The organism is Alicyclobacillus vulcanalis (genome assembly GCF_900156755.1).
Lineage (GTDB): Bacteria > Bacillota > Bacilli > Alicyclobacillales > Alicyclobacillaceae > Alicyclobacillus > Alicyclobacillus vulcanalis.
The window spans coordinates 104,500-124,323 of record NZ_FTOO01000008.1 but is presented as its reverse complement, the minus strand read 5'-3'; the positions used below and the strand labels follow the sequence as shown (position 1 = coordinate 124,323).

Annotated in this window: 12 protein-coding genes and 1 riboswitch; of the genes, 10 read left to right on the top strand and 2 right to left on the bottom strand. The window is 61.0% G+C overall.

From position 1 onward, the window contains the following. Positions 1–5 precede the first annotated feature (5 nt). Entirely contained in the window at positions 6–764 is a 759-nt protein-coding gene (locus BW934_RS10290; RefSeq protein ID WP_076347786.1) for an electron transfer flavoprotein subunit beta/FixA family protein, read from the bottom strand. Positions 765–820: 56 nt separating this feature from the next. Continuing rightward, complete coding sequence (locus BW934_RS10285) at positions 821–1,417, bottom strand: TetR/AcrR family transcriptional regulator (RefSeq protein ID WP_076347784.1); 597 nt, start codon at positions 1,415–1,417, stop codon at positions 821–823. A gap of 210 nt (positions 1,418–1,627) precedes the next feature. On the opposite strand from BW934_RS10285, the gene BW934_RS10280 reads away from it, so the two are divergent. The 10 genes from BW934_RS10280 (at position 1,628) to BW934_RS10235 (ending at position 19,738) form a co-directional block, all read left to right on the top strand. Beyond that, positions 1,628–3,796 carry a (Fe-S)-binding protein gene (locus BW934_RS10280; protein WP_076347782.1) on the top strand — a complete coding sequence of 723 codons (2,169 nt, stop codon included), beginning with the start codon at positions 1,628–1,630 and terminating at the stop codon, positions 3,794–3,796. Continuing rightward, complete coding sequence (locus BW934_RS10275; protein ID WP_076347780.1) at positions 3,793–6,186, top strand: 3-hydroxyacyl-CoA dehydrogenase/enoyl-CoA hydratase family protein; 2,394 nt, start codon at positions 3,793–3,795, stop codon at positions 6,184–6,186. Before BW934_RS10280 ends, BW934_RS10275 begins: the two co-directional genes overlap by 4 nt. A gap of 39 nt (positions 6,187–6,225) precedes the next feature. Then, positions 6,226–7,410 carry an acetyl-CoA C-acyltransferase gene (locus BW934_RS10270; RefSeq protein WP_076347778.1) on the top strand — a complete coding sequence of 395 codons (1,185 nt, stop codon included), beginning with the start codon at positions 6,226–6,228 and terminating at the stop codon, positions 7,408–7,410. 29 nt (positions 7,411–7,439) lie between these two features. Then, positions 7,440–9,221 (top strand): acyl-CoA dehydrogenase family protein, encoded by a 1,782-nt coding sequence (locus BW934_RS10265; protein ID WP_076347776.1) that lies wholly within the window; start codon positions 7,440–7,442, stop codon positions 9,219–9,221. Positions 9,222–9,247: 26 nt separating this feature from the next. Next, positions 9,248–10,912 (top strand): long-chain-fatty-acid--CoA ligase, encoded by a 1,665-nt coding sequence (locus BW934_RS10260; protein ID WP_076347774.1) that lies wholly within the window; start codon positions 9,248–9,250, stop codon positions 10,910–10,912. A gap of 25 nt (positions 10,913–10,937) precedes the next feature. Continuing rightward, positions 10,938–11,348, top strand: coding sequence for a PaaI family thioesterase (locus BW934_RS10255; RefSeq protein WP_234969731.1), 411 nt, complete (start codon positions 10,938–10,940; stop codon positions 11,346–11,348). A gap of 148 nt (positions 11,349–11,496) precedes the next feature. Next, positions 11,497–11,702, top strand: a riboswitch (cobalamin riboswitch). Positions 11,703–11,860: 158 nt separating this feature from the next. After that, positions 11,861–14,206 carry a ribonucleoside-diphosphate reductase subunit alpha gene (locus BW934_RS10250; protein ID WP_076347770.1) on the top strand — a complete coding sequence of 782 codons (2,346 nt, stop codon included), beginning with the start codon at positions 11,861–11,863 and terminating at the stop codon, positions 14,204–14,206. An 82-nt stretch (positions 14,207–14,288) separates the two neighbouring features. Then, on the top strand, positions 14,289–15,326 hold the full coding sequence (locus tag BW934_RS10245) for a ribonucleotide-diphosphate reductase subunit beta (RefSeq protein WP_076347768.1): 1,038 nt from the start codon (positions 14,289–14,291) through the stop codon (positions 15,324–15,326). 218 nt (positions 15,327–15,544) lie between these two features. Beyond that, complete coding sequence (locus BW934_RS10240) at positions 15,545–17,455, top strand: APC family permease (RefSeq protein ID WP_076347766.1); 1,911 nt, start codon at positions 15,545–15,547, stop codon at positions 17,453–17,455. A gap of 69 nt (positions 17,456–17,524) precedes the next feature. Then, entirely contained in the window at positions 17,525–19,738 is a 2,214-nt protein-coding gene (locus BW934_RS10235; RefSeq protein WP_084182570.1) for an FUSC family protein, read from the top strand. Positions 19,739–19,824: the final 86 nt, after the last annotated feature.

Genomic DNA, 19,824 nt, shown 5'->3' with positions numbered 1-19,824 from the left:
TCGGTTCAGCGAAGGGCTTTCACAAGAATGTCAGCCAGCTGTTCTGCCTGCTCATCCGCCGTGCCGGTGATCTTTTGACCCGCCTGGCGCTTCGGCGGCAGCGTCACTTCCACGCGCTCCACCCTCGCGGCGGCGTCCTCGTCGCTCAAGCCGAGGTCCGACAGGGTGAGTGTGGTAAGCGGTTTCTTCTTCGCCTTCATAATATTGGGAAGCGACGGGTACCGCGGCTCGTTTAAGCCTTGCTGCGCGGTGAACAGGGCCGGCAGCGTCGCCGTCACGGTCTGCATGTCGCCGTCGATTTCGCGCACGCCGGTCGCCTGGTTGCCCTCAATGGTCAGTTGCGTGACCGCCGCGATGTGGGGGAGGTCGAGCTGATGCGCAACGCGAATCGCCACTTGGCCTGCTCCGTTGTCGACGGAGAAGTTGCCTGCGAGCAGGACATCAAACGACTTGTCCTTCAGATACGCGACAATGGCTTTCGCAATGGCGCGCTCGTCGGTGAGCTCGGGCGCTTCGATCAGCACGGCTTCATCCGCGCCCATCGCGAGCGCCGTGCGCAGCGCCTGCGTGGAATTCTCGCTGCCCACCGTCATGACTGTGACCGTTGCATCCTGCTTCTCTTTCAACTGAATGGCTTCTTCGACAGCATACTCGTCATAGGGGTTGATAATCCACTTGACGCCGTCCTCTGCGATTTTGCCATCCACGAGCCGGATGCGCTCTTCTGTGTCGAACGTCTGCTTCATGAGGACCACAACATGCATCGTTCACAACCTCCTGCAGATAAAGTTGAGAGTCTTCGTTGCTTGGCCCCGCCCGATCAGGCGCGCAGACCTCGCAGGAAAAAGTCGACGGTTTTGTCGACCTGGGCGGACAGAGAATATCGTCGGCCCGAGATGAGCCAGGACGATACCACTTCGTCCATGGCCCCAAAGATCAGCAGCCGCGTGAGCTTGACGTCCAGGTCGCGCCGAAAAATGCCTTGTTCGATGCCCCGAACGAGCACATCTTCAATCAGCTGAATGTAAGGCTTGAGCGCGTTGCTGATTTCGCTGTGCAGTTCGCGCGAACTCTGGCGCAGCTCCAGCTGCGTGACTTTGGCAAGTTGAACATCTTTCTCGAGTTCGGTGAAATGAAGCTCGCAGATTTTGCGAATGGCGTCGTCTGCGCGATCATCCTCGTGCACGTGTTCGTGAAACTTGCGCACGAGGCTCCCAAGCTTCTCCCGAAACAGCGAGATCAAAATGTCCTCCTTGTTTTTAAAGTACAGATAAATGGTCCCGTCCGCCACGCCTGCTTCGCGGGCGATTTTGGAAACCTGAGAGTTGAAAAATCCGTGTTCTGCAAACACTTTCAGCGCCGCTTTGAGAATTGCTTCGTACTTTTCTCTCCTTTTCTCCGCCAATCCACTTGTCATGAATTCACCTCGGTGTTAATATCGAGTCAAGCAATGAATGAACGCTCATTCATTTTCGTACCCCCATAGTAAATGGCGTGGGCGAGAATGTCAACGATGCAATCGCTTTTTTTACCCGAGGGCTGTAAGCGGTTGCGGCTACCTCATCCGCTGAGGCGGCATGAGGGATGAGCACAAACGGATGAGCTTGGAGAAGGGAAGTGAGGAAACGTGTTGTTAGCCATCAATGATATCGCCTTTGCGGCCGCGGTTGCGTACGCGCTGTACCTGTTTGTCACGGTCGTCTACCGGCGATATCGCTATGTCATGTTGGGGAAACCCGTTGCCTTGGATCCGCGCCCGGACTTCGGCGAATTTTTCTCGCAGGTCTTTGGGCAGAAAAAGCTGTTCAAGGACGCGAAAAGCGGTGTCATGCACTTCGTCATGTTCTACGGCTTTATCGTGCTGCAGTTCGGCGCCTTGGACATCATCGTGAAGGGCCTGACGCTCGGCCACCACATCCCCTACCCGGCATACGAGACCTTTTCGTTCACTCAGGAATGGGTGGCGATCTTGGTCCTGGCCGCGACGGCGTACGCGGCGTACCGCCGCTACGGTGAGCGCCTGAAGCGCCTCAAGCGGGGCTTCAAGCCGAGCATCGTCCTCATCTTGATTGCGAGCTTGATGATTTGCGTTCTCATGGATCTCTCCTTCGAGCGCGTGTGGCAACAGGAGCCCGGCGCTTGGTGGGCACCTGTGTCCTCTCTCATCGCATCTGCCCTTTGGAGCGTGGGCCCGAAAGGCGGGGAGATCGGGTTCTACGTCTTCTGGTGGCTGCATTTGATGGTGTTGCTGACGTTTTTGGTGTACGTGCCGCAGTCGAAACACTTTCACCTCATGGTCGCGCCTATCAACATCTGGCTTCATCGGAAGGGCGCACCCGGCAAGCTGCGTCCGCTGAATCTGGAGGATGAAAACGCCGAGTCGTTCGGCGTGGGCAAGGTCGAAGACTTTGAGCGCAAGCAGATGATCGATTTCTTCGCCTGCGTCGAGTGCGGGCGCTGCACGAACTCTTGCCCTGCATCCAACACAGGGAAACCGCTGTCGCCGATGCACCTCATCGTGAAGATGCGGGATCACCTGATTGAGAAGGGGATGGCGGAGACCGGTTTGAAGGCATTTGAGCCGAGTTTCCTTTTGCCGAAGCGAGACGGCCTGGCCCACAAGATGGCCTCTGGCGGCGAGGACCTCACGTTCCCTGAGAACGTCGTCACGGACATCGAACCGACGCTTCACTGGCAGAAGGAAGAGTGGCGGCTCACAGAGGTCGATCCGAGGGAGCTTTCCCTCATCGGGGATGTGATTACCGAAGAGGAGATCTGGGCCTGCACGACCTGTCGCAACTGCGAGGATCAGTGTCCTGTCGGCAATGAACATGTGGATAAAATCATCGATCTTCGCCGTTACCTGGTGTTGATGGAAGGCAGCATGCCGAAAGAGGCACAGCGCGCGATGCAGAACATCGAGCGTCAGGGGAATCCATGGGGTCTGAGCCGCAAGGACAGGGCCCAATGGATGGAGGGCCTGGATATCCCGGTTCCCACGGTGCACGAAAACCCTGATTTTGAGTACCTCTTCTTCGTGGGTTCCATGGGCTCGTACGACCGGCGGGCGCGCAAGGTCACGCATGCCGTGGTGCGGTTGTTGCACGAGGCGGGCGTGAACTTCGCGGTGCTCGGCGACGAGGAAAACGGTTCGGGTGATACGCCGCGTCGCCTTGGCAACGAGATGCTGTTCCAGCAGCTCGCCATGGAGAACATCGCGACGTTTCAACAATACGGGGTGCGCAAGATTGTGACCGCGTGCCCGCACACCTTCAACACGCTCAAAAACGAGTATCCGGACTTCGGGCTCGAGGGCGTGGAGGTGTATCACCACACGCAGTTGCTCGCGAAGTTGGTTCGTGAAGGCAAGCTCCGGCCGACACATCGCCTGAACGAGCGGATCGTGTACCACGACGCGTGCTATCTCGGGCGCTACAACGGCGTCTTCGACCCGCCGCGCGAGATCTTGAAGTCCATCCCAGGGGTGGAGCTCGTGGAGATGCAGCGCAACCGCGAAAACGCGATGTGCTGTGGCGCCGGCGGAGGGCGCATGTGGATCGAGGAAAATCGCGGCAAGCGAATCAACCTCGCGCGCACGCAACAGGCGCTTGCCACGAATCCCACCGTCATCGGAAGCGCGTGCCCGTACTGCCTGACGATGATGGAGGATGGCACGAAGCTCACCGAGACGGACGATCGCGTCAAAGCGCGCGATGTCGCCGAGCTGCTCGCAGCGTCGGTCTTCGGAGAAGACCTTCGCCAGCCGACCGAAGATGAGGAGGTTCAAGCCGGATGAGACAAATTCGCCGAGCTGCCGTCATTGGTTCCGGCGTGATGGGGGCGCAAATTGCCGCCCATCTCGCCAATGTGGGCATTCCCAGCCTGCTTCTCGATCTCGTTCCCCAGCAGCTGACGCCGGAGGAGGAGAAGCGCGGGCTGACGCTGAGCCATCCCGCCGTCCGCAATCGCCTGGCGACGGAGGCCATCCGCAGGCTTCAAAAGTTGAGCCCGGCGCCGCTGTTTCGCGCCGAGGATGCCAAGCTCATCACGCCTGGCAATTTGGAGGACGATCTGCACCGCATTGCGGAGGTCGACTGGGTCATCGAGGTGATCGTCGAGAGCCTCGAGCCCAAGCGCCAGCTGCTTGAGCGCATCGAGGCCTACTGGCGCGACGGGATGATCGTCAGCACGAATACGTCGGGCATTTCGATCAACGCGATGGTCGAGGGCCGCAGCGAGGCGTTTCGGCGCCATTTCCTTGGCACGCACTTCTTCAACCCGCCGCGTTACATGAAACTCCTCGAGGTCATTCCGGGCCGCGACACCGATCCGGCCATCGTCGAGTTCATGCGCGAGTTCGGCACGGAGCGCCTGGGCAAAGGCGTCGTGTTGGCGAAGGACACGCCCAACTTCATCGCCAACCGGATCGGAACCTACGGGCTCTTGGTGACCTTTGAAGAGATGCAAAAGGGCGGCTTCACGATTGAGGAGGTGGACGCCATCACCGGGCCGGCGCTGGGCCGCCCCAAGAGCGCGACCTTCCGTACCCTCGATCTCGTCGGGATCGACACGTTCGTGCACGTCGCCGACAACGTCCGCCAGAACGTCGCGAATGACGAAGAGCGGCGCGCGTTCGAGGTCCCCGCGGCAATTCAGAAGCTTGTCGAGCGCGGCTGGCTCGGCGAAAAGAGCGGACAAGGCTTTTACAAGCGCGTGAAAGCCAATGGCAAGCGCCAAATTCTCGTGCTCGATCTCGACACGTTCGAGTACCGGGAACAGAAGAACGTGTCGTCGTCGGCGCTTGAGGCATCGAAGCAAGCCAAAGGCGCGGCCGGCAAGGCGAGGGCCCTCGTTCAGGGCGGCGATCGCTATGCCGAGCTCGCGTGGAACATCGTCAAGCGCGTGCTGGTGTACTCCGCGGAGAAGCTCGGCGAGATCGCCGACACGATTCAGGATATCGACGCCGCGATGCGGTGGGGCTTCAACTGGGACCTTGGGCCGTTTGAGTTGTGGGATGCCCTCGGATTGGTCGAGACCGCCGAGCGGATGAAGGCGGAGGGGCTCGTCCTGCCTCAGTGGGTGGAAGCCTGGATTGCGGAGGGTCATCAGAGGTTCTACGAGTCTTCGGAAGGCCGCATCACCATGCCGGTGAACGGCAAGCCGGAGCCCATCCACGTGCCGGCGGGCGTGATCGACCTGGCGGCGCTAAAAAAGGGTGGCAAGGTCATCGCGCAGAACACGGGCGCGAGCCTCATCGATCTGGGCGACGGCGTGGCCTGCCTGGAGTTTCACTCTCAGAACAACGCCATTGGGCCTGACATCCTGTCGATGATCGAAAAGAGCGTGGCCATCGCCGAGAAGGATTTCGCGGGCCTGGTGATTGCAAATCAGGGCAAGAACTTCTGCGTCGGCGCCAACCTGGTGCTCATCTTGATGGCAGCGCAGGAGGGCGACTGGGACGAAATCGACCTTTCCATTCGCCAGTTCCACCGCGCGATGCTCGCGCTGCGGTACAGCCAGGTGCCTGTGGTGGCGGCGCCCCACCGCATGACGCTCGGAGGCGGTGTGGAAGTCTGCTTGGCCTCCTCTCGCGTGCTTCCGGCTGCGGAGACCTACTTCGGCCTTGTGGAAGTCGGCGTCGGCGTGATTCCGGGCGGTGGAGGCTGCAAGGAGACGGCCCGCCGGGTGGCCGAGTCCGTGGGCCCAGACGACGATCTCGTCCCTGCACTGGGCCGCATGTTCCAAGCGATCGGCACTGCCAAGGTCTCGACGAGCGGGGCGGAGGCTCTGGACATGGGCTGGCTGCGGGAGACGGATCGCGTCGTCTACAACGATGACCTGCGCATTTCCGCTGCGAAGGCCGAGGTGCTGCGCATGGCGGAGACGGGTTACCGCGCCCCCGTGAAGGCGAAGGCCATCCGCGTGGCGGGGCGCGACGGCAAGGCGGCGTTGCAGATGGCCGCGCGCGGAATGTGGAACGGCGGTTACATCACCGATTACGACCTGCACGTCGCCTACAAGCTGGCGCACGTGCTCGCAGGCGGAGATGTGCCGGCGAATTCGCTCGTGAGCGAGGACTACCTGCTGGATCTCGAGCGCGAGGCGTTCCTCAGCTTGTGCGGTGAAGCGAAGACCATCCAGCGCATGCAGCACATGCTCGCCACGGGGAAGCCGCTGCGCAACTGAGCGCGATCCACGACGGATACGACGATAGGGAGTGAAACCATGCGGGAAGCTGTGATTGTTTCAGTTGCACGCACGCCGGTCGGAAAAGCCAAGCGCGGAGTGTTTCGCCACACGCGCGTGGAAGATTTGGGGCGTCACGCGGTCAAGGCGGCGGTGGAGCGGGCCGAGGGGCTGGATCCGGCCGAGATCGAGGACGTCGTTCTCGGCTGCGCGATGCCCGAGGGCGAGCAGGGATTGAACGTGGCGCGCATCATTTCGCTGTACAGCGGGCTGCCGCAATCCGTGCCTGCGATGACCATCAATCGCTTTTGCTCGTCCGGACTTCAGGCCATCGCGATCGCGGCCGAGCGCGTGATGTTGGGGCACGCGGAAGTCGCCCTGGCAGGTGGCGTGGAGACGATGAGCCACGTGCCCATGAGTGGCTTCAAGCCGTCGCCTCACCCGGACATCCTGCTCGAGATGCCGGACATCTACATCTCGATGGGGCACACGGCGGAAAATGTCGCGAAGCGATTCGGCGTCAGCCGGGAAGATCAGGATCGCTTCGCCTACGAGAGCCATCAGAAGGCGTACGCCGCGCAGCAGGCGGGCAAATTCGACGACGAGATCGTCCCGGTGGAGACGAAGGTCTGGGAGATCGACGAGGACGGGCGGCCGCACGAGAAAGCGATTCGCGTGACGCAGGATGAGGGCGTGCGGAAAGACACCACGCCGGAGGCGCTCGCGACCCTGAGGCCGGCGTTCTCCGTGGGGGGCACGGTCACGGCGGGCAACGCGTCGCAGATGAGCGACGGCGCCGCAGCCGCCGTGATCATGACGGCCGAAAAGGCACAGAAGCTGGGACTGAAGCCCCTTGCGACGTTCAAGAGCTTCGCCGTCACGGGCTGCGATCCGGCCATTATGGGCATTGGGCCGGTGGGCGCGATTCCGAAGGCGCTGAAGCTCGCTGGTCTGTCGCTGTCGGACATCGATCTGTTTGAGATCAACGAGGCGTTTGCTTCCCAGTGCCTGCAGGTGATCCGCTCACTCGACATCGATCCGTCGAAGGTCAACGTGAACGGCGGCGCGATCGCCTTGGGGCACCCACTCGGGTGCACCGGCGCCAAGCTGACCGCCACGTTGATTCACGAGCTGCGCCGGCGCGGCGGCGGCTACGGCGTCGTGTCGATGTGCATCGGCGGCGGCATGGGCGCGGCCGGCGTGTTTGAAGTCCATAAGCCCTAACATTTCATTGCATGAGGAGTGAAGATGACATGGAAAACAAGACGATTGTCAAAGGTGGCGCGTTCGTCATCGAGGAGCTTGAACCGACGGCCATCGTGACGCCCGAGGGCTTCACCGAAGAACAGAAGATGATTGCGGAGACGACGAAGAACTTCATCGAATCGGGGGTCGTGCCGCATCACGAGGAGATTGAATCGCTGAACTACGAGCTCACGGTGAAATTGCTGCGCAAGGCCGCCGATCTCGGCCTGTTGTCCGCCGAGGTTCCGGAGGCCTACGGAGGACTCGGCCTTGACAAGGTGAGCGCGACGCTGATCAACGAGCACGTGTCGCGCGGCGGATCGTTCGGCCTGTCGTTCGGCGCGCATACCGGCATTGGGACGCTGCCCATCGTCTACTTCGGCAACGAGGAGCAGAAGAAGAAGTACCTGCCCAAGCTCGCGACCGGCGAGTGGATCGGCGCGTACTGCTTGACGGAGCCCAACTCCGGTTCCGACGCGCTCGGCGCCCGGACGACGGCGACGCTGTCGGAGGACGGCAAGTATTACATCCTGAATGGGACGAAGCAATACATCACGAACGCCGGTTTTGCCGATGTATTCGTGGTCTACGCGAAGGTCGACGGGCAGCACTTCAGCGCGTTCATCGTCGAGCGCACGATGCCCGGCGTGAGCTTCGGACCAGAGGAGCAGAAGATGGGCATTAAGGGCTCGTCGACGCGCCAGGTCATTCTGGAAGACGTCAAGGTGCCGGTCGAGAATCTGCTGTTTGAAATCGGCAAAGGGCATCAGATTGCGTTCAATATCTTGAACATTGGCCGCTTCAAGCTGGGTGCGGGTGCGCTTGGCGGATCGAAGATTGCGCTCGAGACGTCGGCGAAATACGCGAACGAACGCAAGCAGTTCGGCAAGAAACTGTCGGAGTTCCCGCTGATTCAGCGCAAACTGGCCCGGATGAACACGCAAATCTACGCGCTGGAGAGCGTCGTGTACCGGACCGCTGGACTGCTCGATGCCATTCTCGAGACGGTCGACGTGACCAAGCCGGACTCCGGGGTTCAGTCGGCCAAGGCCATCGCTGAGTATGCGATTGAGTGCTCCATCAACAAAGTGTTTGGCTCCGAGGTCCTTGACTTCGTGGTGGATGAGGCCGTGCAAATTCACGGTGGCGCGGGGTTCATCAAAGAGTACGGCGTCGAACAGATGTATCGGGATGCGCGCATCAATCGCATTTTCGAGGGCACGAACGAGATCAACCGGATGCTCATTCCTGGCACGATGCTGCGCCGCGCGATGAAGGGCGAGCTGCCGCTATTCCAAAAGGCGCAGGCGCTCCAGGCGGAGCTGATGCAGATGGTGCCGGGCCTCACGCCGCCTGAGGGTGTGCTGGCTGAGGAGAAGCAGCTCATCGAGAACATGAAGAAGGTCTTCCTCATGGTCGGCGGCTTGGCTGCGCAAGCGCTGCAGGCCCGCGTGAACGACGAGCAGGAGATCTTGGCCAACCTGGCGGATATCGCGATCCAGGCGTTCGCGGCGGAGAGCGCCTACCTGCGCGCGATGCAGCAAGTGGCTTCTGCGGGTGAGTCGCAGGCCGCGCTGAAGATCGCCATGACCCGCGCGTTTGTCCAAGACGCCATTGCGAAGGTCGAACAGGCGGCCAAGGAGAGCCTGGCCCACGTGAGCCAGGGCGACGCGCTGAAGATGCAACTGTCCATCCTGAAGCGGCTGACGCGCCGTTCGGAAGTCGACGTGATCGCGCTCGACCGCCAGATTGCAGAACGCGTGATTGAAGCTGAAGGTTACGTCTGCTGACAAGCCGCGAAGGGAAGGGATTGTGGATGGAAAGGCCGTGGTTGAAGCACTATCCGCCGGAAGTGCCGAGCACCTACGACTATCCGCGCGAGAACCTGGCATCGTTTTTGTTACACTCGGCGGAGGCTTATCCCGATCGGCCTGCCCTGTGGTTCTTTGGGTACAAGATGACGTACCGCGACCTGCTGGACGCGTGTTGTCGATTTGCGAACGCGATGCGAGCGATTCCCCTCAACAAGGGGGATCGCCTCGCCATCATGTTGCCGAACTGCCCGCAGGCGGTGATCGCGTACTACGGAGCGCTGCTGGCGGGGCTCACGGTCGTCCAGCACAACCCCATGTACACGCCCAGGGAACTGAAGCATCAGCTCGAGGATTGTGGCGCGCGGGTCTTGGTGACGCTCGACGAACTGTGGTCCCGGGTAGAGGCGGTCGAAGGCGAGTTGCCCGTGGAGTACTACGTCGTCACGTCGATCCGCGATTACCTTCCGCCCGTCAAGTCGCTTTTGTATCCGCTTCAGCAAAGCCGGCAGGGTGGGGTGCCCAAGGTGCCCTACGGTGAGCGCGTGCTCGCCTGGAAACACTGCCTGAACAGCGCGACGCCCGAGGTGCCGCGGGTCGAGATCGATCCGCTGGAAGACGTGGCCCTCATTCAGTACACGGGAGGAACCACAGGTACGCCGAAAGGCGCGATGCTCACCCATTACAACCTGGTCTCGAACGCGATTCAGAGTTCGCTGTGGACGTACAAGCTGCAGCGGGGCAAGGAGCGCTATCTGGCCGTCCTGCCGTTTTTCCACGTGTTCGGCATGACCGTCCTCATGAATCAGTCGATGTATACCGGCGGCATGCTGATCTTGGTCCCACGCTTTCAAGCGGAGCAGGTCCTCAAGCTCATCCATGAGTTCAAGCCGACCGTGTTCCCAGGCACACCGACGATGTACATCGCGCTGATGAATCATCCGAATCGGTCTCGGTATGACCTTTCGTCCATCGAAGTGTGTGTCAGCGGCGCGGCCCCGCTTCCCCATGAGGTACAGGCGCAGTGGGAGAAGCTCACGGGTGGCAAGCTCGTGGAGGGCTATGGCCTGACAGAGGCGTCTCCCATCACCCACGCGAACAACTTCTGGGCGGCTCGCAAACCCGGCTCCATCGGCATCCCGTTTCCGGATACCGAGGCGCGCGTGGTCGATCCCGACGGGAACCCGCTCCCCGTGGGCGAGATCGGCGAGCTCGCGGTCCGAGGCCCACAGGTGATGAAAGGGTACTGGAATCGCCCGGATGAAACCGCTTCGGTGCTGCGGAATGGATGGCTGTACACCGGTGACCTTGCAAAAATGGACGAGGACGGCTATTTCTATATTGTCGATCGAAAGAAAGACATCATCATCGCCGGCGGGTACAACATCTACCCGCGGGAAGTCGAAGAAGTGTTGTACGAACATCCCGCCGTCGCGGAGGCAGCGGTGGTCGGCGTCGAAGACCCGTATCGGGGTCAGACGGTGAAAGCGTTTATCCAGCTGAAGCCGGGCATGCAGGTCACGGAACAGGAGTTGGACGATTGGTGCCGCGCGAATCTGGCCGCCTACAAGGTACCGCGGGCCTACGAGTTCCGGGACAGCTTGCCCAAGTCGGCGGTTGGAAAAATCCTTCGCCGTGCGCTGACGGAGGAGACCACTCGCCAGGCGTGACGGCAAGGAGGGTCGCGGCGTGCCCATGCATCCAGGGGGAAATTCAGAGACGATCGAGGCAAACGTGCAAACCTTCGCCGACTTCATCGGGGCGAAACTGGTGCGCGCCGATGAGGGCGAGGTGGTTGCGGAGCTCACCGTTCAACCCCACCACTGGAATTTGGCGCGGATCGTGCACGGTGGCGTGTATATGTCCTTGCTCGACTCGGCCATGGGTCTGTTGGTGAGCCTGCATTATCCGAATCGCCCCGTGGTGACCACGAATCTCAACATTCACTTTACGGAACCGGCGACCGAAGGAACGCTCGTGTGTCGCGCGCAGTTTCTCCACCGCGCCCGGAGTACCATGACCGTCGAGGGTCGCGTGTACCTGGGTACCGAGAAGTTGTGCGCGCATGCGACGGGATCGTTCCGCGTGTTAAAACTGCCATCGTAAACGGCGAAGGGTACGAGCTGGCCGCAGGCTGTCATTTCAGCCGCGGCCAGCTTTTTTCGCACTTTTTCGCCTACATCTAAGGTGTGTTTTACAAATAGGGCTTGTCAAACACTATATCTAGTGTTACGCTAAAGCTTGTCCAAAGCATGTGATCTATGGGGAGATGGGTGCCCGCCGCTCGGTGGGTGAAAAGGGAATCCAGTGTGAATCTGGAGCGGTCCTCGCCACGGTGACGCGGATCGCGGCGGCATGGCAACGTCCGGCCACTCGGTTGTCGATTTTCGTCGACGCCGGGGAAGGCGCCGTCCGCGGAGGAAGCGAAGCCCGGAGACCTGCCCATCTCCTTCATCCGTCCGACGCTCACGAGGGTTTGGGAAGTCGGAGGACAGGGCACAGCCGCGCACTTGGGCTGATCTGTCTTCCGCCGTCCACTCATCCGGGTGAGCGCCCCGGGTGAGTTTTTTTGTCGATGATCCTGCGGGTCAGCACGAAGTTTCGAGGAGTGAGTGCACATGACGGTACATTCAAGCGACGCAACCACTGGATTACTGGAGCCCTCGTCGCAGAGCGGTGCGCGTGAGGGGAACGCGCTTCAGGATTGGCGCCAACGCCTAGAGACGTTTAGCGTCGAGAAACACGACGGCCGTCGGGAACCCTTCTCCTATGACAAAATCATCACATTCTTGCGACGCGGGTGTGAAGCCGTCGAAGGGTACGATGTCGAGCGCCTCGCCGCAGATGTGTGGCCCCAGCTGCGCGATGGCATGCGGACGGCCGAAATCGCCCGAGTGGCCATCCAGGCCGCGGTGGAAAAGACGAGCGTAGAGGAGCCTCAGTGGCAGTTTGTCGCGGCTCGGCTGTTGCTCCTGGATGCGTACAAGCAGGCGGCGCGCAATCGGGGGTATGGCCACATCGGCTACGGAGACTTCGGCAAGCTGATCGAGGAGTTGGAGCGAATTGGCCGGTACGGCGCGTACATACGGGAGCATTACAGCGACGACGAGATCGCCGAACTGGCTGCCTACCTCAAACCCGAGCGGGACTATCTTTTCAATTATGTGGGACTCAAGCAGCTGCTGGACCGGTACGCCATTCGCAATTTAAACAATGGGATCATGGAGTTGCCGCAGGAGCTCTTCATGGGCGTGTCCATGCACTTGGCCATGAAGGAGAAGGACAAGGTCGAGTGGGCCAAGCGGTTTTACGACATGCTGTCGACGCTCCGCGTGACCGTCGCCACGCCGACGCTCAGCAACGCGCGCAAACCGTTCCACCAGCTGAGCTCCTGTTTCATCGATATGCCCGAGGACGATCTCGTCAGTATCTACGCCACAGACGAGGCGTTCGCCCGGGTGTCCAAGTTTGGCGGCGGAATGGGGATCTACGTGGGTAAGATTCGCGCCCGCGGCTCCGCCATTCGCAACCATCCAGGCGCGTCGGGGGGTGTCGTGCCCTGGATCCGGAACTTTAACAATACAGCTGTGAGTTGCAATCAGCTCGGCATGCGCGCGGGCGCGGCGGCCGTGTATTTGGACGTCTGGCACAAGGACATCCTCGACTTTTTGCAGTTGCGGACGAACAACGGCGACGAGCGCATGAAGGCGCACGACATCTTCCCGGGCGTTTGTATCCCCGATTTGTTCATGCGCCGCGTCGAGGAGCGGGGCGCTTGGTACCTGTTCTGCCCGTACGAAGTCCGAAAGGTGATGGGCTTTTCCCTCGAGGACAGCTGGGGCGAGGAGTTTGAGCGTCGGTATCAAGCTTGCGTCGACAATCCGAACCTGCCGCGCGTGGAGATTCCCGCCATCGAGATCATGAAGCGGATCATGCAGTCCGCGTTCGAGACGGGTACGCCATTCATCTTCTTCCGCGACACGGCGAACCGATTGAATCCGAACAAGCACGCCGGCATGGTCTATTGCAGCAACTTGTGCACCGAGATTATCCAGAACATGAGCCCGACCCGCCGCGTTGAAGAGACGGAAGACATGGGCGTGATCACGACGAAGACGAAGGCTGGCGATTTCGTCGTGTGCAACCTGTCCTCGCTCAACCTGGGACGTTGCCGCGATCTCGACAGCATCCGTGACATGGTCCATCGCCAGATTCGCGCCATGGACAACGTGATCGACCTCAATCACTATCCGGTGCCGCAAGCCGCGGTGACGAACCGCAAGTATCGTGCCGTCGGCCTTGGCATCAGCGGGTACCACCAGTACCTCGCGGAGAAGGGCATTCCGTGGGAGTCCGAGGCCCATGTGAAGCACGTGGATGAGCTCTTCGAGTGGATCAACTACTTCGCCATCGAAGCGTCGATGGAGTTGGCGCGGGAAAAGGGGCCATACGCGCTGTTTGAGGGTTCGGACTGGCAAACAGGCCAGTATTTCGAGCTGCGCGGATACCATTCTCGCCCTGGCGGCCCGGATTGGGATCGCTTGCGGCGCGATGTCGCCGCTCACGGCGTGCGCAACGCGTATCTGGTGGCCATTGCGCCGACGAGCAGCACGAGCTTGATCGCAGGCAGCACGGCCGGGATCGACCCGGTGTACGCGCGGTTTTTCCTGGAGGAGAAGAAAAACGGCGTCGTGCCGCAGACCGCTCCGAACCTCAACGAGAAGACGTTCTGGTACTACAAGGAGGCCCATACCATCGATCAGCGCTGGAGCATCGAGGCCTGCGCTGCGCGGCAGCGGCACGTGGATCAGAGCCAATCGTTCAATCTGTATATCACGCCGGGGATCAGCGCGCGCCAATTCCTCGACTTGTACATGCTGGCGTGGAAACGCGGGCTGAAGACGGTTTACTACGTGCGCAGCAAGTCCGTCGAAGTCGAGGACTGCGTGGCGTGCTCGTCCTGACAACCCCCCTGACATCCGGGCGTCAGGACGGCCGAGAAGTGCATGTGAAGCTTGTGGAGAGGAGCTGGCAAGGGATTTGGCTATGCAGCTGAAGCGGACAAGGCTGTTCAACGCTGAGGGCGATCGCGACTGGGGCAAACGGCGGATTATCGGCGGCAACACGACCAATATGATCGAGCTCAACAACATCAAGTACGAGTGGGCGTACAAGCTTTACAGGGCCATGATGAACAACTTCTGGATACCCGAGGAAATTCCGCTCGCGGATGACGCCCGCCAGTACGATAGCCTCAACGAAGATGAGCGCAGAAGTTACAACAAGGTGTTGTCCTTCCTGATTTTCATGGACAGCCTGCTCACGCACAACCTGCCCAACATCAATGAGTACATTACGGCGCCCGAGGTCAATCTCTGTTTGACGGTCCACGCCTTTCAGGAGGCGGTGCACTCCCAGTCTTACGGCTACGTGCTCGACTCCGTGGTCAACCCGGCGACGCGCGACCAGATTTATAACGAGTGGCGGGATGACGACCACCTGCTTCGCCGCAATCAATTCATCACGGATCTGTTCGAAGAGTTCATTGAAAACCCGACGGATCGCAACTTCATGAAGACCATCGTCGCCAACTACATTCTCGAAGGCGTGTACTTCTACGCGGGATTTGGCTTCTTCTTCGTGCTCGGCCGTCAAGGCAAGATGCTCGGCACCGTGTCGGAGATCAAGTTCATCCAGCGGGATGAACTGACCCATCTCGCGATCTTCCGCAACCTGTATCATGAGGTCGTGCGGGAAAATCCGGGCCTCGTGACGCCGGACATGGAAGAAGAATTCGTGGAGATGATGCGCACAGCGGTGCAACACGAGATCGCCTGGGGACAGTACGTCACGCAGGGCAAAATCGTGGGGCTGACCGATGCGCTCATCGACGCCTACATCAAGTACTTGGCGAATCTGCGGCTGCAATCGCTCAATCTGCCGATCTTGTATCCGGAGATTCAAGAGCATCCGATGCCCTGGATGGATAGCTTCGCCGCCATCAACTCGCACAAGACCGATTTCTTCGAACAGCGCGTGACCAACTACACAAAGGCAGGTAACTTGAACTGGGATGACCTGTGATACGATGTCCGCGGCCGCCGAGAGGCGGCCTTTTTGCATGCGCATGTCTGTGACGTTTCCGGGAAACCTTTCGTTTGAGGCCTCCCTGGCTGGTCCTCCAATCCCTCGCCGCAATTGCTTTTTTACGGCACCAGATTACAATAAATCACGTCTGACGACATCTGCGTGCTCGTCTTCGCCACAACGAATTCCAGCGAGAAACGAGGAGCTTCCGTATCATGCTTGGACATGATTGGTTCTGGTTGCACCCAGTCATCATCTGCGTCATTATCGCGGCGGTGGCCTACGCCATGTTCAACTTCGGCAGTGTGAAGCGGCTCGTGGTGGGAAAACCGATGCGGACGAGAGACCTCCGCGAGTCTCGCAATCTCCTCGTCTGGTGGATGGCCCTGCCGGTCTTGTCGGCGGACCTCTACTCGTCCGTGGCGTACGGGCCGGAAGCGGGCATGACGGAGTTGACCGGGCTCGGGGAGAACGCCAAATGGCTGATCCTGCCCATTACGGCCATGACGGTCCTGTTGCTCATCATCCTCATCACGTCCTACATCATGGGCGTGATCGCCTATCCGAACGGTGGCGGCGCCTACGCCATCAGCAAGGACAACTTCCAGCGCGCCTGGGTGCCCCTTCTTGCAGCGAGCGCGCTCATGGTGGACTACGTGTTGACGGTGGCCGTGTCCGTCGCCTCGGGTGTGCAGAACCTCGCGTCCTCGTATCCGGTGCTGCAGGGACACGAGACGTCTCTCTCGCTTCTGTGCGTGCTCATCATTTTGCTGGTCAACCTGCGCGGCATCTCGGAGTCGTCGAAAGTCTTCGCCTACCCGACGTACGTGTTCATGGCGTGCATGCTCCTGATGATCGGCGTCGGCTTTTGGAACGAACTGCACCATGGCTTTGTTCAGCCGCACACGCCGCCCTTTGGCGTAGTCCCGCAAGGGCTCACGTTGATGCTGTTGTTGAAGGCCTTCAGTTCGGCGTGTTCCGCCTTGACGGGCGTGGAGACCATCTCCAACGCGGTGCCGATCTTCCGGGAGGGGAAAAACGGCGCCATCAAGGCGTACATCGCGCTGGGTCTCGTGACGGGCGTGACGCTTTTGGGCTTCGCGTACCACCTGTACGTGAAGGGCATCAGTGTCAACCCGAATAACACCATGCTGTCCCAGCTGGCCGAGAGCTACTTTGGGCACGGCTTCCTGTATCAGTTCATCATGTGGGCCACGTTGGTGGTGCTGATCCTCGCCGCCAACTCGACGTTTACAGGTTTCCCACAGGTGGCCGCGCTCCTCGCCGGAGACGGCTTCCTTCCGCGGGCTTTGCGCCTGCGCGGAGACCGGCTCGGCTATTCGAACGGCATGATTGTGCTGGCCGCGCTGGCGTCTCTGCTGATTGAGATTTTCCATGCACAGACGAACAACCTCATCCCGCTGTACGCCATCGGCGTGTTTGTCGCGTTTACCGTGGCGCAGCTGGGCCTCATCAAGCGATGGATTCGCGTGAAAGGCCGGTTGTGGCGATTGAAGGCCGGCATCAACGCGTTTGGCGCCTTCATCACGGCGCTCGTATCGGTGATTTTCGCCGTAACGAAGTTCACGAGCGGCGCGTGGATCGTGCTGGTCGTGATTCCGCTCATGATTTACCTCGCCATGAAGGTCCACAGGCATTACGAGGACGTGGCGGACGAACTTCGCATCGACTTGAAGGTGGACCGCCCCCAGCAACACCGCATTGTTTCAGTGGTGCTGGTCTCGGGCATCCACCGTGTCGTGCTCGACACGATTTCGTTTGCCATGAGCTCCTCGCCCAACGTATTCGCCCTGTACATTGGTTTTGACGACGAATCCATCGAGAAGATGGAGGAGAAGTGGGAAGCGTGGGGCAACCCGTGTCGGCTCGTCACCGTGAAAAGCGAGTACCGGTCGCTTTTGCAACCACTGTCGAAGTTCATTCGCCGGCTCGAGACGTACGAGGGAGGCAAACCGGATCACATCCAGTTGTTCATCGCTCAATTCGTACCGAAAAAATGGTGGCATAATCTGTTGCACAACCAGACGTCTCTGCTCATTCGTGCCTGGATGTTGCGGCACAAGGACGTCGTCGTGACCACGGTGCCGTATCACTTGAAGAAGTGAGGGCGGGGTGACGCGCAAAAGCGGGGTCTTTGTGGGCACCGCGAGGCGAGGGAAGAGGGGGGGTCGGGCGTGATACGGAGGCGGACGTGGCGCGCTCTCCTCACCGTCATCGAGACGGATCGCACCGGTTTTCGCGTTTTGCCCGGGCTGCGCAACGGCGTCGGCATCCTCCTTCCGCTCGTATGGGGCCTTGAATCCCAGCACCTGCTGTCCGGCATCGGCGTCGCGGTGGGCGCACTCGTCGCGGGTTTCGCCGGCAATGCCGGCACGGCGCGGCGTCGGCTTCGGACCATGGCGTTTGCGACCGCGTGGATGACCTGTACGACATTCATCGGCGCGCTTGCCGGGCATTCGCATGTGCTCATTGTCCTTCTGACCGCCCTGTTCGGCTGGATCTCCGGCATGATGCTCGGCGTCAGCCAGGCGAGTGGACAAGTGGGCCTGCTCGCCACCAACGCGCTGATCCTCATCTCCACCAGCCCGCAATCGCTCTCTGGCGCGCTGTATCGCGCGAGCTTGGTCGCCTGCGGTGGATTGCTGCAAACCGCGCTCATGCTGGCCGTCGATCTCGCCACCCCGCAGAGTGCCGAAGCTCAGTCCGTCGCCAAGGTGTACCGAAAGCTCGCCGCGTTTTCAACAACGCCCGTGCGCCAGACGGACCTCGAACTGGCCGCCTCGCTCGTGGAAGCGAGCGATCTGCTCAAGGATTCCTACATGCCTAAGCGCCATCGGTCCCGCTTGTACCGGCTGCTGGACGGGGCGGAGCAGCTGCGCATGTACGCCGTCGCACTCGCCGAGATCGCCCGAGCGCGGGCCTACGCGCAGGAGCTCGGCGATGCGGCGGTCGCCGCGGACATCCTCCGGCAATGCGCGCCCATTTTCGGGGCCGTGGCGCAACACCTGTGGCTCATCGTGCGCGGAGACCGCCGAGCCCAGCCGCTCTTCTACATTCTTGAGCGAGCTTCGGAAGAATTGTCGGATATCGCGCGTCTCGGGGGCGGCGCGCAAGAGCGCGAGGCGACGGCGGCGCATGTGGCCGCCATGGCGCAGTCCCTGATGGCGCTCAAGGCCGATCTCGCCGATCCCGCCCGCGCTTCCCTGCCGCAGGAGGCGCTGGAGCCGCCGATGTCGAAGATCAAACACGCGTGGCAGTCCTTCCAAAGCCACCTGACTTGGCATTCGGCCATCTTTCGGCATGCTGGGCGCGCGGCCATGGCGCTTGGCATTGGCGAGGCCCTGGCCTTCCTGATGCCATGGCCGCACGGTTACTGGGTGCCATTGACCGCCAACATCATCCTGAGGCCCGATTTCACGAGCACGTTTACGCGCGGCATCGCCCGAGTGCTGGGCACGATGGGCGGCCTCGTGCTTGCCACGGCGCTGCTCATCGCCGTGCCGGATCGCACCGGAGTCTTCGCCAGCGCGTGCATCGTGGTCTTCGGCGCCTTGATGTACATGTGTGTGACCTACAACTACGCGCTCTTCAGCTGCGCGCTGACCGCGTTGATGGTGGTTCTGCTCTCGTTTTTCGAGCGCCAGGCGCCCATCCCCACGATGGCGGATCGGCTGTTGGCGACGCTTGTTGGGAGTGCGCTGGCCATGCTGATTTACCTGGCATGGCCGACGTGGCAGCACCAACAGGTTCATCGCGCGCTCGCCGAGGCGGTCGAACGAGAGCAAGACTATTACCGCGGCGTCCTGCGCGTCCTCGCGGAGGGGGGCAAGGGTTCGCCGCGCAGGCTCGCCCGAGAGCGCCAGGCGGTCCGGCTGTCGCGCACGAATGCCGCTGGCTTGGTGCGGCAGGTTTTGGCCGAGCCCGTTGCGCCGCACGTGCATGCGCACATGATGGTGGCCATTCTCGTAGGCATGCACCGATTCTCGGACACGCTGCTTTCGCTCGAAGCGTACACCTGGGAGGGGCGTGCCGCTCGGCCCTTAACCTGCGAAGAAGAGGAGGTTGCACGCTGGGTCGATCGCGCCCTGTCCTCGCTCGCCGACTCATTAAGGCGGGGTTCTAGCGAAATCGTGATGGATCCGAGCGGTGAGCTGTGGAGGTCGGGCGATGTACCCACCATCACGCGGAATATGGAAACGAACTGGCGCGAGCTCGATGTGGTGGCGCGCGCGGTGGTGCGCCTGTACATCGTCATTCGGACGCTTGCGCGGCTGACGCACGAGATCGACGCGGGACCGCCCGCGGCGGAGCTGACCGACGCAAGCCAAGCGCTCGAGGGCGGCGGCCAGGGCTGGGATGACGCGCAAGGACGCAGCCCGCTAGAATAGAGCAGAAGGGCGTGCCGCGGTGAACAAAGCGGCCATCCGCTGCGTCCTTACGGAGGAAGCGCGGATGGATGTGGGGAGGGATGGTG

Excerpts from the sequence above, each read along its gene's own strand:
- BW934_RS10260 (WP_076347774.1), top strand. The coding sequence starts at position 9,248 with ATGGAAAGGCCGTGGTTGAAGCACTATCCGCCGGAAGTGCCGAGCACC.
- BW934_RS10255 (WP_234969731.1), top strand. The coding sequence starts at position 10,938 with ATGCATCCAGGGGGAAATTCAGAGACGATCGAGGCAAACGTGCAAACC.
- BW934_RS10270 (WP_076347778.1), top strand. The coding sequence starts at position 6,226 with ATGCGGGAAGCTGTGATTGTTTCAGTTGCACGCACGCCGGTCGGAAAA.
- BW934_RS10240 (WP_076347766.1), top strand. The coding sequence starts at position 15,545 with ATGCTTGGACATGATTGGTTCTGGTTGCACCCAGTCATCATCTGCGTC.
- BW934_RS10275 (WP_076347780.1), top strand. The coding sequence starts at position 3,793 with ATGAGACAAATTCGCCGAGCTGCCGTCATTGGTTCCGGCGTGATGGGG.
- BW934_RS10290 (WP_076347786.1), bottom strand. The coding sequence starts at position 764 with ATGCATGTTGTGGTCCTCATGAAGCAGACGTTCGACACAGAAGAGCGC.
- BW934_RS10285 (WP_076347784.1), bottom strand. The coding sequence starts at position 1,417 with ATGACAAGTGGATTGGCGGAGAAAAGGAGAGAAAAGTACGAAGCAATT.
- BW934_RS10250 (WP_076347770.1), top strand. The coding sequence starts at position 11,861 with ATGACGGTACATTCAAGCGACGCAACCACTGGATTACTGGAGCCCTCG.
- BW934_RS10265 (WP_076347776.1), top strand. The coding sequence starts at position 7,440 with ATGGAAAACAAGACGATTGTCAAAGGTGGCGCGTTCGTCATCGAGGAG.
- BW934_RS10245 (WP_076347768.1), top strand. The coding sequence starts at position 14,289 with ATGCAGCTGAAGCGGACAAGGCTGTTCAACGCTGAGGGCGATCGCGAC.